The sequence below is a fragment of the Salinarimonas ramus genome (genome assembly GCF_014645695.1).
Taxonomy (GTDB): domain Bacteria; phylum Pseudomonadota; class Alphaproteobacteria; order Rhizobiales; family Beijerinckiaceae; genus Salinarimonas; species Salinarimonas ramus.
In genome coordinates this window covers 51041-64374 of the sequence record NZ_BMMF01000003.1, presented here as the reverse complement: position 1 = coordinate 64374, position 13334 = coordinate 51041, and the positions used below count along the sequence as shown (strand labels likewise).

The 13334-nt window shown below is 72.5% G+C and carries 12 protein-coding genes; 2 read left to right on the top strand and 10 right to left on the bottom strand.

The features are described 5' to 3' along the window. Positions 1 to 95: 95 nt before the first annotated feature. Complete coding sequence (locus IEX89_RS04915; RefSeq protein WP_188910240.1) at positions 96 to 1511, bottom strand: malonyl-CoA decarboxylase; 1416 nt, start codon at positions 1509 to 1511, stop codon at positions 96 to 98. A 233-nt stretch (positions 1512 to 1744) separates the two neighbouring features. On the opposite strand from IEX89_RS04915, the gene IEX89_RS04910 reads away from it, so the two are divergent. Together IEX89_RS04910 and IEX89_RS04905 are read left to right on the top strand one after the other, a co-directional pair. Next, entirely contained in the window at positions 1745 to 2806 is a 1062-nt protein-coding gene (locus tag IEX89_RS04910) for a lysylphosphatidylglycerol synthase domain-containing protein (RefSeq protein ID WP_188910238.1), read from the top strand. Beyond that, positions 2803 to 4203: an ATP-binding protein gene (locus tag IEX89_RS04905; protein ID WP_373290550.1), complete on the top strand. Its 1401-nt coding sequence runs from the start codon at positions 2803 to 2805 to the stop codon at positions 4201 to 4203. Before IEX89_RS04910 ends, IEX89_RS04905 begins: the two co-directional genes overlap by 4 nt. Before the next feature lie 5 nt (positions 4204 to 4208). Here the strand turns inward: IEX89_RS04905 and IEX89_RS04900 are convergent, their stop codons facing one another. The 9 genes from IEX89_RS04900 to IEX89_RS04860 form a co-directional block, all read right to left on the bottom strand. Then, positions 4209 to 5294 carry a zinc-binding metallopeptidase family protein gene (locus IEX89_RS04900; RefSeq protein ID WP_188910236.1) on the bottom strand — a complete coding sequence of 362 codons (1086 nt, stop codon included), beginning with the start codon at positions 5292 to 5294 and terminating at the stop codon, positions 4209 to 4211. Between the two features lie 48 nt (positions 5295 to 5342). After that, positions 5343 to 6287 (bottom strand): 2-hydroxyacid dehydrogenase, encoded by a 945-nt coding sequence (locus tag IEX89_RS04895; RefSeq protein WP_188910234.1) that lies wholly within the window; start codon positions 6285 to 6287, stop codon positions 5343 to 5345. A gap of 3 nt (positions 6288 to 6290) precedes the next feature. Beyond that, positions 6291 to 7607 (bottom strand): thymidine phosphorylase, encoded by a 1317-nt coding sequence (gene deoA / locus IEX89_RS04890; protein WP_188910233.1) that lies wholly within the window; start codon positions 7605 to 7607, stop codon positions 6291 to 6293. Position 7608: 1 nt separating this feature from the next. Beyond that, positions 7609 to 8409 carry a deoxyribose-phosphate aldolase gene (gene deoC / locus IEX89_RS04885; RefSeq protein ID WP_188910230.1) on the bottom strand — a complete coding sequence of 267 codons (801 nt, stop codon included), beginning with the start codon at positions 8407 to 8409 and terminating at the stop codon, positions 7609 to 7611. A 12-nt stretch (positions 8410 to 8421) separates the two neighbouring features. Continuing rightward, positions 8422 to 9219: a purine-nucleoside phosphorylase gene (locus tag IEX89_RS04880; protein ID WP_188910964.1), complete on the bottom strand. Its 798-nt coding sequence runs from the start codon at positions 9217 to 9219 to the stop codon at positions 8422 to 8424. A 23-nt stretch (positions 9220 to 9242) separates the two neighbouring features. Continuing rightward, positions 9243 to 9668, bottom strand: a complete 426-nt coding sequence (locus tag IEX89_RS04875; RefSeq protein WP_188910228.1) for a cytidine deaminase — start codon at positions 9666 to 9668, stop codon at positions 9243 to 9245. Between the two features lie 2 nt (positions 9669 to 9670). Beyond that, positions 9671 to 10576: an ABC transporter permease gene (locus IEX89_RS04870; RefSeq protein WP_188910226.1), complete on the bottom strand. Its 906-nt coding sequence runs from the start codon at positions 10574 to 10576 to the stop codon at positions 9671 to 9673. Between the two features lie 3 nt (positions 10577 to 10579). Continuing rightward, on the bottom strand, positions 10580 to 11692 hold the full coding sequence (locus tag IEX89_RS04865; protein WP_188910224.1) for an ABC transporter permease: 1113 nt from the start codon (positions 11690 to 11692) through the stop codon (positions 10580 to 10582). Positions 11693 to 11860: 168 nt separating this feature from the next. Then, positions 11861 to 13246, bottom strand: a complete 1386-nt coding sequence (locus tag IEX89_RS04860; protein WP_188910222.1) for a leucyl aminopeptidase family protein — start codon at positions 13244 to 13246, stop codon at positions 11861 to 11863. Positions 13247 to 13334: the final 88 nt, after the last annotated feature.

Below are 13334 nucleotides of genomic sequence, written 5' to 3'. Positions count from 1 at the left end.
TTCGCGCCGGGGCGCGAAGACATGGTTTACGAAAGGGTTAACGCGCTCCACCGGATATGTGGAAAAGCCTTGCGGGAAAACGGCTGCACACGCGCTCAGCCGCTCTCCTTCGCCGCCTCCCGCTCCGGGCTCCTCGCGTCGGGCGACGGCGTGCCGCGCGCCGGCGTCAAGGCGCGCGTGCCCTTGGCGAGGCGGCGAACCTCCCCCGAGATCGCGACCTCGCCGCGCTCGGCATAGGCCTCGTGATTGCGCTCGATCGTGTCGAGATCGTAGAGATAGTTGACCATCGTCCCCGCCGCCTGGGAGAGGCCCTTCTCCGAGAGGTCCCCGAAGGCGTTGACACGCTCCAGCCGCGCGCCGTTGCCGAGATGGAAGCGGGCCACCGGGTCGAGCGGCTTGCCCGAGGGGCCCCGGGCGCGGGCGAGATAGGTGGCGCAGGCGGCGCGCAAGGGCTCGCGCAGAGCCTCGCGAGCGGGCTCGCGGGTCTCGAAGCCGTCGGCCCAATGGGCGGCGAGCGCCGCGCGCTCCTCCTTCGAGAGCGCCGGGTCGGTATCGTCCGCGAGCGTGCGCCGCAGCCAGGCGGCGAAGCCGGGAACCGGCGAGAGGGTGGCGAAGGTGCGAAGCCCCGGCAGGTCGCGGCGGAGCTCCTCCACCACCTGCTTGATCAGGAAGGAGCCGAAGCTCACCCCCGCGAGCCCTTTCTGGCAGTTCGAGATCGCGTAGAACACCGCGATCGTCGCGTCGTCGGCGGAGACCGGCGTGCGCGCCGGCGCCAGGATGCCGGCGATGGCGCCGGGGATCTCGCGGGTCAGCGCCACCTCGACGAAGATCAGCGGCTCCTCCGCCAGCGCGGGATGGAAGAAGGCGTAGAGCCGCCGGTCCGGCGGCGCGAGGCGGCTCTTCAGGTCCTCCAGGTTCTCGATGCGATGCACCGCTTCGTAGGCGACGATCTTCTCCAGCACGTTGGCGGGGCTCGTCCAGTCGATGCGCCTCAGCGCGAGGAAGCCGCGGTTGAACCAGGAGGCGAAGAGGTGGCGAAAATCGGCGTCGACATCGGCGAGCGCCGGCTCCTCGGCCATGAGCGCGAGCACGTCCTCGCGCATGCGCACGAGGGCGAGCGTGCCGCCCGGCGCGCGGTTGAGCTTGCGGAAGAGGTCCTGCCGGCGCGGCTCGGCGGCGAGATGCAGCGCCATCGCCATGCGCGGGCCCGGCGCTTGGGCGTAGGCCTCGATGGCGTGGGCGATGCGCTCCTCCACCGGCCCGAAACGGCCCGCCAGGAGGACGAGGAAGCCGCGCCGCACGGGAAGCGGCGCCGCCGCGTAGGCCGCGAGCAGGTCGCCCGCGCGCGCCACGCTCGTCGCCTCGCCGACGCCCGACAGGAGGTCCTCGGCGAGTGCCGCCAGCGCCTCGGCGCTGCGCGGCTCGACCCGCCCGCCGGAGACGAGCGAGCGTCCGCGCTCGGCGATCTGCTGGAGCATGTCGGTGAAGAACGAGATCGTGCCGCCGGCCATCGGCTCCCCCTTCGCGCGCCTCGGTTTCGTCGGCGCCCTCGCTCGTGCCGTCCCCGCCCGCGCGGGAGGATAGGCGAGGGGGCCGGCCTCCGCCATGCCGCGGCGGCTCCTCCCTTCGGCGGAGGCGGCGCATTGCAAGCCGCGTCCGCCCGGCCTATGTGACGCGGCAGGCACGCGCCCAGCCGGCGAGACTCGTCGCGTCGGCCGCACACAGACGGACCTCCTTCTTGCGGATGAGCGACGAGACCAAACCCGACGGCGCGCCGGACGAGGCCGCCGGGCCACCCCGCGCCGAGGCGCGGCCGACGGGCGCCGTCAACCGCATGCCGCAGGGCTCGCGACGCTTCGCCTGGATCGGCACGGCGCTCGGCGTCGTGCTCTTCGCGGCCTCCATCGCCTTCCTCTGGCACGTGGTCTCGGATCTCGACTGGGCCGAGCTCAAGCGCGCTTTCGTCGCGGCCAGCGCCGAGCAGCTCTGGGCGGCCATCGGCTTCGCCACGCTCTCCTACGCGCTGCTCACCTGCTACGACGCGCTGGCGCTCAAGCAGCTGCACTTGCGCGTGCCCTACCGCACGACGGCGCTCGCCTCGTTCACGAGCTACGCGGTGAGCTTCAACCTGGGCTTTCCGCTCCTGACGGGCGGGACCGTGCGCTACTGGATCTACGCGCCCAAAGGCCTGCGGGCGAGCCGGGTGGCGAGCCTCACCGTCATCGCCGGCATCACCTTCTGGCTCGGCATGGGCCTCGTCCTGACCTGGACGCTGCTGTCGGAGGCCGGCGCCGTCGCCGCCCTGACGCGGCTCGGCTCGCTCATCGTCCAGGCCATCGGTATCGGCGTCGGCGTCGCGCTCGTCGCCTACATGGCCTTCGTCTCCATCAAGCGCCGCGGCGTGACGATCCAGGGCTGGCGCCTCGAGCTGCCGGGCTTCCGGCTCTCGCTGGGGCAATCCTTGATCGGCGCCGCCGAGGTCTGCGCGGCGAGCGCCGTGCTCTACGTGCTGCTGCCCGCCGGCCACGGCATCGGCTTCGAGGTCTTCCTCGCCGTCTACGTCGTCGCGGTGATGCTCGGCATCGCCTCGCACGCGCCGGGCGGGCTCGGCGTGTTCGAGGCGACGATCCTCATCGCGCTCTCGCATCTGCCGCGCGAGCAGGTGCTCGGGGCGCTGATGCTGTTTCGAATCTGCTACTATTTCCTCCCGTTCGTCCTGGCCTTGGCGCTGCTCGGCGCGTATGAGATCACGCGGCGCCTGAAGGCCCTGCGCACCGTGCTGGAGCCGGAGGAGCCGCTGGCGTGACGTACGCGTCGACGCAACCCGAGCACGAAGGCGACGACCAGGGGATGGATCGGCCTAATCTCGAGGGACCGGACGAGGACGAGAGCGGCGTCGCCCGCGACCGCGCCTCGCGTCGTGCGGTCGCCTCGGGGGCGCTCATCGCGACGGGCCTGCTCTTCCTCGTCGCCGCCGCCACCGAGGGCGTGAACCTCTGGCTCGTCGTCTCGATTCCCGTGGCGGTCGCAGCCGCCGCCGTCGCCGTGGGCGAGCGGGTCCAGGCGCGACGCGTGAAGAAGCTCGTCGCCGCCGGCCGGCGCCTCGCCATCGTCGAGGCGCTCCTCGAGAACATCCCCGATCCCGTGGTGATGGTGGACCGGCGCGTCATCGTGCGCGAGACGAACGGCGCCGCCCGCGCGCTCCTGCCGGCGATCCGGCTCGGCCACCCGCTCTCCTTCGCGCTGCGCACGCCGCAGGTGCTCGACGGCGTCGAGGAGGCGCTGCGCACCGGCGAGCGGGTGCGCGTGGAATACGCCGAGCGGGTGCCGACCGAACGCGTCTTCGAGGTGATGATCGGTCCCCTCGACATGGAGGCCGAGCGCTCCGAGAGCGCCGGCATCGAGCGGCCCGCGAGCGAGCGCAGCGTCGTCCTGTTCTTCCGCGACCTGACCTCCGCGCGCCGCCTCGAGACCATGCGCGTCGACTTCGTGGCCAACGTGAGCCACGAGCTGCGCACGCCGCTCTCCTCGCTGCTGGGCTTCGTCGAGACTTTGCAGGGGCCCGCCAAGAACGACGCGAACGCGCGCGAGCGCTTCCTCGAGATCATGCGCGTGCAGGCCCAGCGCATGAGCCGGCTCATCGACGACCTGCTCTCGCTCTCGCGCATCGAGCTGCGCGCCCACGTCGCGCCGCAGACGCCGCTCGACGTCGCCGCCGTCGCGCGCCAGATGATCGACACGCTCACCCCGCTCGTCCGCGAGAAGGGGGTTGAGATCGTGTTCTCCGCGCCGACCGAGCCGGCGCGCATCGCGGGCGAGCGCGACGAGCTCCTGCGCGTCGTCGAGAACCTCGTCGAGAACGCCGTGAAATACGCCGATACCGGCAAGAGGGTGGAGGTGTCGGTCTCGCGCGGACGCGGGGAGGCCGGCGAGACGATCCGGCTCGCCGTGCGCGACCATGGCCCGGGCATCGCGCCCGAGCACCTGCCGCGCCTCACCGAGCGCTTCTACCGCGTCGACGTCGCCGCGAGCCGCGAGAAGGGCGGCACGGGGCTCGGCCTCGCCATCGTCAAGCACATCGTCGCGCGCCATCGCGGGCGCCTCGTCATCGAGAGCGAGCCGGGCGAGGGCGCCCTCTTCGCAGCGGACTTTCCGGCTCTCCCGCCGGAGGCGGCGAAGATGCCGGCTCCGGCGGCGGAATAGGGCCTTCAGCCCGACGCCGCCACGGCGTGGACGCGGGCGTGGACGAAGGCGAGCTTCTCCACCGCCGCCGGCGCGACGGTGAAGGGGTAGAGATCCGCCTGGCCCATGGAGCGATTGAGCGCGTTCACCGCGAAGGTGAGCGGGCCCCAGGCGTCGACGAGGCGGGCGAGATCGGGCTCGTGATGCGGATCGAAGGGGATCGAGGTCGCGAGCTCCTCGCCGCCCGGCAGCTTCGGGCGTAGGCGCAGGCCGAACGTGCCCGCCGTCTCCAGCGTATCGACCATGTGCAGGTAAAGCGCGAAGGTCTCCGCCCAGTCCTCCCACGGATGCGCGCTGGCATAGGCGCTGACGTGGCGCTGCTCCCAATCCGCCGGCGGGCCTTCCGAATAATGGCGCTGGAGGGCGCTACCGTAATCGGTCCGCTCGTCGCCGAAGAGAGCCCGGAAGCCGTCGAGGGCGCCGGGCTCCTGGACGAGCTTCGTCCAGTAGTAGTGTCCCACCTCGTGGCGCAGGTGCCCGAGCAGCGTGCGATAAGGCTCGCCCATGGCGCTGCGGCGCGCCTCGCGCTCGCTGTCGTCGGCTTCCGCGATGGCGATGGTGACGAGCCCGTCGGCATGGCCCGTCATCACGCCCGGCTCGTCGTGGACGGGTGAATCCGCCAGGAAGTCGAAGGCGAGCCCGGCCGGGTCGTCCGGCCGCTGGGTCAGGGGCAGGCCGAGATTCATCAGCGTGTAGAACAGCCGCTTCTTGGCGGCTTCGAGCTTGCGCCAGCGGCCGGCATTCGTGTCCTGCGTCAGGTCGGGAATGGTGCGATTGTGGCGGCAGGCGATGCAGAAGCGACCGTCGCCGGCCTCCTCCTCCGGGACGAGCCAGGTGCAGGCGCCGTAGGCGGCGTTGGCGCAGAAGAGATGGCGCGCCGGCCGCCCCGGACCCGCATCGTCGCCGACGGGCACCCACGCCTCGCCGTCGAGGCGCAGCGCCGCGAGGCGGCGCTCGCGCGGCAGGAATCCGAGCCGCGTCCCGCAGGAGGGGCAGGCGCTCTCCTCGAATTGCAGCGGCGCGCCGCAGACGGCGCAGGCGAAGAGCTTCATGACGGAGTGTCCCAGGTGTCGGCGCGGAAGGGCCGCACCAGGAGAACTCTAGTACCCCGCCTGCGGGTCCACCACGTTCGTCAACGCGCCGCCGCTCTCCAGCCGGGCGATCTGGTCGGCGATGAGCCGCGAGATCGTGTCCGGGTGGCTCATGGCGGCGTTGTGGGGCGTGACGATCACGCGCGGATGGGTCCAGAGCGGGCTCTCGGCGGGCAGGGGCTCCACCTCGAACACGTCGAGGGAGGCCGCCTTCAGCACGCCCGATTCGAGCGCGGCGAGGATGTCGCCCTCGACCTGCAGGCCGCCGCGCCCGGCGTTGATCAGGATGGGGCCGCCCAGCGGGCCGTCCTTCGCGAGCTTGGCGAAGAGGTCGAGGTTCAGGATGCCGCGGGTCGCCTCGGTGAGCGGCAGCAGCACGACGAGGATGTCGGTGCGCGCCAGGAAGGCGTCGAGCCCCTCCTCGCCGGAATGCGTCTCCACGCCGTCCATCGTCCGGCCGGTGCGCGACCACCCCGCCACTCGGAAGCCCATGGTGCGCAGCTTCGCGGCCGCGTCGCGACCGAGCTCGCCGAGCCCCATCACGCCGACGCGCACGTCGCCCGCGCAGGGCTGGAAGCGGTCGTCCTCCCACGTGCCGGCGCGCTGCTGGGCCATGTAGCGCGGCAATTGGCGCATGTGCGCGAGCGCGTGGAGCACGACGTACTCGCTCATGCGCGTCGTCAGGTCCGCGTCGACGACGCGCACGACGGGCGCGTCCGGCAGGCGCGGATCGGCCATGATGTGGTCGACGCCGGCGCCCAGCGAGAAGATCGCGGCGAGGTTCGGCAGGCCCGAGAGCGCGCCGTGCGGGTGCTTCCAGGAGACGACGTAATGCACCTCGCGCCGATCGAAGGGCTCGTCCAGGGTGACGACCTTGCGCTCGGGAAAGAGGCGCTGGAAGCGCTCCACCCAGGACGGGACGTCCCAGCCTTCGATCGCCACGAGGATCGACATGGATCAGCCCTCCACCCGTTCGAGCACCGGCGCGGCGCCCGCCGCCGGTCCCTCGCCGACCCGGTAGGCCGCGCGGAGCGCGCGGGCCGCCGCCTCCGCGGAGGCCGCGTCGCGGGCGTGGACGAGGGCGAGCGGGCGGCTCGCATCCACGGTGTCGCCGACGGCGGCGAGATCGGTCAAGCCCACGGCGGGGTCGATCGTGTCCTGCGCCCGTGCCCGCCCGCCGCCGAGCGCCACGACGGCCATGCCCACCGCGCGGGTCTCGATGCGGGTGATCGTGCCGGACGCCTCGGCGTGGACCGGCATCGTGACGGCGCTCTTCGCGAGATGCGCGTCCGGCCGCTCGAGGATGTCCTTCGGCCCGCCGAGCGCCGCGACCATCTTGGCGAAGGCCTCCGCCGCGCGGCCCGACGACACCGCCTCCTCCATCATCGCGGCGCCCGCCTCGCGATCGGCGGCGAGGCCGCCGAGCAGCAGCATCTCGGCGCCCAGAGCGACGGTGACCGCGTGGAAACGCGGCTCGCGGCGCTTTCCGGTGAGGTAGTCGATGCAATAGGCGACCTCGACCGCGTTGCCGGCGGCGGACGCCAGCGGCTGGTCCATGTCCGTGAGAACCGCGTGCGTGCGCAAGCCCGCGCCGTTGGCCACGGCGACGAGGCTTTCCGCCAGCGCGCGGGCGTCGTCGCGCGCCACCATGAAGGCGCCCGAGCCCACCTTCACGTCCATGGCGAGACCCTGGAGGCCGGCGGCGAGCTTCTTCGACAGGATCGAGGCGGTGATCAGGTCGAGGCTCTCCACCGTCGCCGTCACGTCGCGGATGGCGTAGAGGCGCTTGTCCGCGGGAGCGAGGTCCGCCGTCTGGCCGATGATGGCGCAGCCGGTCTCGCGCACGACCCTTCGGAAGGTCTCGATGTCGGGCTGCGTGACGTAGCCTGGAACGGAATCGAGCTTGTCGAGCGTGCCGCCGGTATGGCCGAGCCCGCGCCCCGAGATCATCGGCACGAAGCCGCCGCAGGCGGCGATCGCAGGGCCGAGCGGCAGCGACACGCAATCGCCGACGCCGCCGGTGGAATGCTTGTCGAGGACGGGGCCGGGCAGGTCCCAGGTCAGCACCTGGCCCGAGGCCATCATCGCGCGGGTGAGCGCCACGCGCTCGTCGAGCGAGAGCTTATTGAAGAAGATCGCCATGGCGAGCGCCGCCGCCTGGCCCTCGGTGACCCGCCCGTCGACGAGGCCCGCGACGAAGGCTTCGATGTCGGCGGCGGCGAGCGTCCCGCCGTCGCGCTTGACGCGGATGATCTCCTGAGGAAGCAGCGTCATCTCAATAGCTCCCGCCCTGCGGCGCCGGCGCATCGCCGGACGACGCTCCGCCGAGCGCCGCGACGAGGGCACCGTGCAGCCCGCTCGCGCCGAAGCGGAAGGTCTCGGGCCGCGCCCAGCCCTCGCCCATGATCTCGGCGGCGAGGTCGAGATAGGCGCGTGCCTGGTCGAGCGTACGGATGCCGCCCGACGGCTTGAGGCCGACGCGACGGCCGCCCGGGGCGGCCTCGATCGTCTCCAGCATGATCCGCGCGGCCTCCGGCGTCGCCGAGATCGGCGTCTTGCCGGTGGAGGTCTTCACGAAATCCGCGCCCTCGGCGATGGCGAGCGTGCTCGCGCGGCGGATGGCGTCGGCGTCCTTCAGCTCGCCCGTCTCCAGGATGACCTTGAGCACGCGCTCGGCCGGCACGCGCTCGCGCACGGCGGCGAGCATGCCGCGGGCCTCCTCCTCCTCGCCCGCGAGGAAGGCGCGGTAGGGCAGGACGAGGTCGATCTCGTCGGCACCGTCGCGCAGCGCCTCGCGCGTCTGCTCGACCACGCGCTCCACGTCCTCGTCGCCGGTGGGGAAGTTCACGACGGTCGCGACCCGCACGCCCGAGCCCCGCAGCGTGGCCTTGGCGCGGCTGACGAATTGCGGCCAGACGCACACGGCCGCGACGGGCGGCACGCCGTCGCCGCCTTTCGCCTTGGCGCAGAGCGCGTCGATGGCGCTCTCGGTGCAGGTCTCGTCGAGATTGGTGAGGTCGGTGAGCCCGATCGCGCGCCGCGCGAGGTCGCCGTCCGAGGGAGGGGTATCGCTCATGGTCTCCAAAGCTCAGTCGAGGAGGGCGACGAAGGCGCGAACCAGGCGCTCGAGCATCGGGCCGGCCTCGGCGCCGATCTCCTTCGTCTCCGTGTGGCTGGGATTCGAGCCCTCCAGCCCCGCCGCGAGGTTCGTCACCGTGGCGAGCCCCGCGACGCGCAGGCCGTAGAAGCGCGCCAGGATCGCCTCGGGAACGGTGGACATGCCCACGAGATCCGCGCCCAGCGTCTGCGCCATGCGGATTTCGGCGGGCGTCTCGAAGGAGGGGCCGGACGCCCAGAGGTAGACGCCCTCGCGCAGGGCCACGTCCGCGTCCCGCGCCGCGCGGGCGAGGGTCTGGCGCAGGCCCGGATCGTAGGCGTCCGTCATCGGCACGAAGCGTTTGTCGTCGCTCTCGCCGATGAGCGGGTTCTTCCCGAACAGGCTGATGTGGTCCGACATGGCGACGAGCGCCGGCGGGCGGATGTCGAGGCGCGTCGAGCCGGCGGCGTTGGTGAGCAGCAGCGGCGGGGCGCCGAGCGCGGCGATGGCGCCGATCGCGACGCGCATCACGGCGGGATCGCCGTGCTCGTAATAATGGGCGCGTCCCTGCAGCGCCAGGACGCGCTTGCCTTCGAGCCGCCCCGCAACGAGCCGGCCCACGTGCCCGGAGACGCCGCTCCTGGGAAAATGGGGGATCTCGGCGAAGGGCAACGCGACCGCGTCCTCCAGCTTGTCGGCCAGCGGACCGAGCCCGGTGCCGAGCACGATCGCGCAGGCGAAGGGCCCGTCGATGCCGGCCGCGCGGATCGCCGCGACGGCCTCGCTCACGCGCTGATCGTAGGAGAGCTCGCTCACGAGGCGCCTCCGGCGGTATCGAGGTTGTCGGGGCCGAACGAGAAGGGGAGGAGCTCGTCCAGCGTGAAGCTGCGGCGCACGCCCTCGGGCCCGGCGATGTGCACCGGCGTGCCGGGGCGGGCGAACTCGCGGATGCGCTGGCGGCAGCCGCCGCAGGGCGTGCACAGCATCGCGCCCTCGCCGACGACGAGGATCGCCTCGATGCGCCGCCCGCCCTCGGCGATCATGCGGGAGATGGCGCCGGCCTCCGCGCAGGCGCCCTGCGGGTAGGCGGCGTTCTCGACGTTGCAGCCGGCATGCACGCGCCCCGCCTCGTCGCGGATCGCCGCGCCGACGGGGAAGCGCGAATAGGGCACGTGCGCACGCGCCTGCGCCGCGCGGGCGGCGGCGAAGAGCTCGTCGATCGCGGAGGCGTCCGTCATCGTCAGCGCTCCTTCACGTAAGGTTGCCCGGCGGCGCGGGGCGGGATCGCGCGCCCGACGAAGCCCGCGAGCAGGATCACGGTCATCGCGTAGGGCAGGGCCTGGATCGCCTGGACCGGCACCTCGCCGAGACCCGGCACCTCGACGCCCTGCAGGCGAATGGAGAGCGCCTCCAGGAAGCCGAAGAGCAGGCAGGCGCCGAGCGCCGGCCAGGCGCGCCACTTGGCGAAGATCAGCGCGGCGAGCGCGATGAAGCCCTTGCCCGCCGTCATGCCCGGCAGGAAGCCCGCGGAGAGCGCCGTGCCGATGAAGGCGCCGCCGATGCCGCAGAACACGCCCGCGATGATCACGGCGACGTAGCGCAGGCCGACCACCGAGATGCCGGCGGTGTCGACGGCGGCCGGCTTCTCGCCCACGGCGCGCAGGCGTAGGCCGAAGCGCGTCTTGGCGAGCACCCACCAGGTGAGCGGCACGAGGGCGAGCGCCACGTAGACGAGGATCGAATGGCCCAGGAAGAACTCGGTGAAGCGCTGGTCGCCCTCGAGCGGCGGCGTGCGTCCGCCCTGGCCGTACCACGCGTTGCCGATGACGGCGGTGAGGCCCGCCGCCAGCATGTTGATGGCCACCCCCGAGACGATCTGGTTGCCGCGTTGCGAGATCGAGGCGAAGCCGTGGACCAGCGCGAACAGCACCGAGGCGCCGATGCCGGCGAGGAGGCCCCAATAGGCGCTGCCGGTGGCGTAGCTCGCCGAGGCGGCGGCGAAGGCGGCGATGAGGAGCTTGCCCTCCAGCCCGATGTCGATTACGCCCGAGCGCTCCGACCAGAGACCGGCGAGGCAGGCGCAGAGCAGCGGGATGGAGAGGCGAAGGCTCGATTCGGCGAGCGCGAGGAGACCGGCGGCATCCATGGCTCAGGCCTCCTTCGCCACGGGCTGGTGCGCGCGCGCCGCGAAGGCGGCGGCGACGAGGCGCTTGAACAGGCCGTCGAGCGCGCCGGCGAAGAGGATCAGCACGCCGCCGATCACGACGATCATGTCGCGGGTGATGGCGGGCACCTCGAAGGCGAGCTCGGCGCCGCCCTGGTAGAGCATGCCGAAGAGGAGCGAGGCGAGGATGATCCCCACCGGATGCCCGCGCCCCATCAGCGCCACCGCGATGCCGACGAAGCCGTACCCGGAGGTGAATTCCAGGATCAACCGGTGCTGGTAGCCCATCAGCTCGTTGACGGCGAGGCCGGCGGCGAGCGCGCCCGAGATCGCCATGGCGATGACGGTGACGGCGCGCGGCGAGATGCCGGCATAGACCGCGGCGGTGGGGTTCGCGCCAACCGTGCGAATGGCGTAGCCGAGCCGGGAGCGGAAGATCAGGAGCCACACGAGCCAGGCCGCGATCAGCGCCAGGAAGAGCGAGGCGTTGAGCTGCGAGCGCGGCAGCTCGAGGCCGACCAACGCGCCGAGCTCGTGCATCGCCGGCAGGAACGACGCCTCGGGGAAGAGCGGCGTCTCAGGGTTCATAGAGGTCGGCGGGCGCAGGACGTTGACGAGCAGGTAGACCGACAGGATCGAGGCGAGCCAGTTGAACATGATCGTCGTGATGACGATGTGACTGCCGCGATAGGCCTGCAGGTATCCGGGCACCACGCCCCAGAGGGCGCCGAAGGCGGCGGCGGCGAGGATGCCGAGCGGGATCGCGAGGAACGCGGGCACGGGCAGGAACAGCAGCGCGAGCGCGAGCCCGATGCCGCCGAGCAGCGCCTGGCCCTCGCCGCCGATGTTGAACAGCCCCGCGTGGAACGCCACCGCCACCGCGAGCCCGGTGAAGATGAAGTTCGTCGCGTAGAACAGCGTGAAGCCCAGCGAGTAGCCCGTGCCGAGCGAGCCGTAGATCAGCACGCGCGTGACGGTGAGCGGGTCCTCGCCGATGAAGAGCACCACGATGCCGGCGACGAGGAAGGCGGCGACGACGCTCACCGCCGGGACGAGGGCGACGTCCGCCCAGCGCGGGAGCTTCAGCGGCGCGGCCATCGCGCACCCTCCCGCTCCGTCCCGATCCATCCCCGCGTCATGCCACTCCTCCGCGCCGGCTCCGATACGCTACACAAGCAGCCTTGCGCGCGTCCCGCCAGTGGCATTGCGCGCATTATCCGGACAAATCCACGGCTCGGGCCTCTTCCGCGTCGCGTCGCCGCAGCGTCAGCCGCGCCCGTAGCGCTCGGCCACGAGGGCGTGGACGAGGCGCCCCGCCTGCACCTCCCCGCCCTCCGGGCGACCGGGCTTGGCGCTCGGGTTCCAGGCGAAGAGGTCGACGTGGGCGTAGGACTTCGCCTTCGACACGAAGCGGCGCAGGAAGAGCCCCGCCGTGATCGCCCCCGCATGAGGCCCGCCGGAGATGTGGTTCACGTCGGCGATCTTCGAGTCGAGCAGCTTGTCGTAGGGCTTCCAGAAGGGCAGGCGCCAGACGGGATCGTGGACGGCCTCGGACAGGCGCGCGAGGTCGGCGGCGAGCGCCTCGTCGTCGGTCATCACGGCTGGGAGATCCGGCCCGAGCGCCACGCGCGCCGCGCCGGTGAGGGTCGCGAAGTCGATCAGGAGATCGGGCGTCTCCTCGTCGGCGAGCGCGAGCGCGTCGGCGAGGATGAGGCGGCCCTCCGCGTCGGTGTTGCCGATCTCGACGGTGAGCCCCTTGCGGCTCGCCAGCACGTCGCCGGGACGGAAGCTGTCGCCGGAGATGGAATTCTCCACCGCCGGCACGAGGACGCGAAGCCGCACCGGCAGGTTCGCCGCCATGATCATCGCCGCGGCGGCGATCGCGGCGGCGGCGCCGCCCATGTCCTTCTTCATCAGGAGCATGGCCGAGGAGGGCTTGATGTCGAGCCCGCCGGTGTCGAAGGCGACGCCCTTGCCCACCAGCGTCACCTTCGGCGCGTCGGAGGCGCCCCAGACGAGATCGACGAGCCGCGGCGCGCGCGAGGCGGCACGCCCCACCGCGTGGATCATCGGGAACCCGCGCTCGAGCAGCGCCTCGCCCTCGATCACCGAGACGGACGCGTTGTGGCGCGCGGCGAGATCGACGATCGCCGCGGCGATGCCGTCGGGCCCGAGATCGTTCGCGGGCGTGTTGACGAGATCGCGGCCGAGCGCGACCGCGTCGGCGATGTTGGCGACCGCGTCAGCCGCGACACCGTCGGGCACGACGAGGCGCGCGCGCGGCGCGTCCTCGCCCGCGGCCGACTTGTAGCCGCGGAAGCGATAGCTGCCGAGCGCGAAGGCGAGCGCCGCGAGCTCCGCGCGGGCGGGCGCCGGATCGAGCCGGTAGGTGCCCGCCGGCAGCGCCGTCGCGAGCCGGCCCGCGGCGAAGGGATCGCTCGGATCGAGGCAGGCGAGGACGCGGCCGATGCCGCCGTCCTCGTCCGGCAGCACGACGATCTTGCCGGGCTTGGGCGAGAAGCTCTGCGCCTCGGCGAAGCGTCGCTCGCGCGGGGCGAGGCTCTCGGCCAAGGCCGGCCAGCTCTCCGTGTCGACGCAATGGACGGGGATCGCCGGGGCGGCGCGGTCGGTCTCGAAGGCTGCGTGCGGCATGGTCTCTCCGGGCGGGGTCGCGTCCGGTTATCGGCTCGGGGTCGCGCGATGGCAAGAGCGCGGGGGCAAGAGCGCGGGGCAGGGAGGC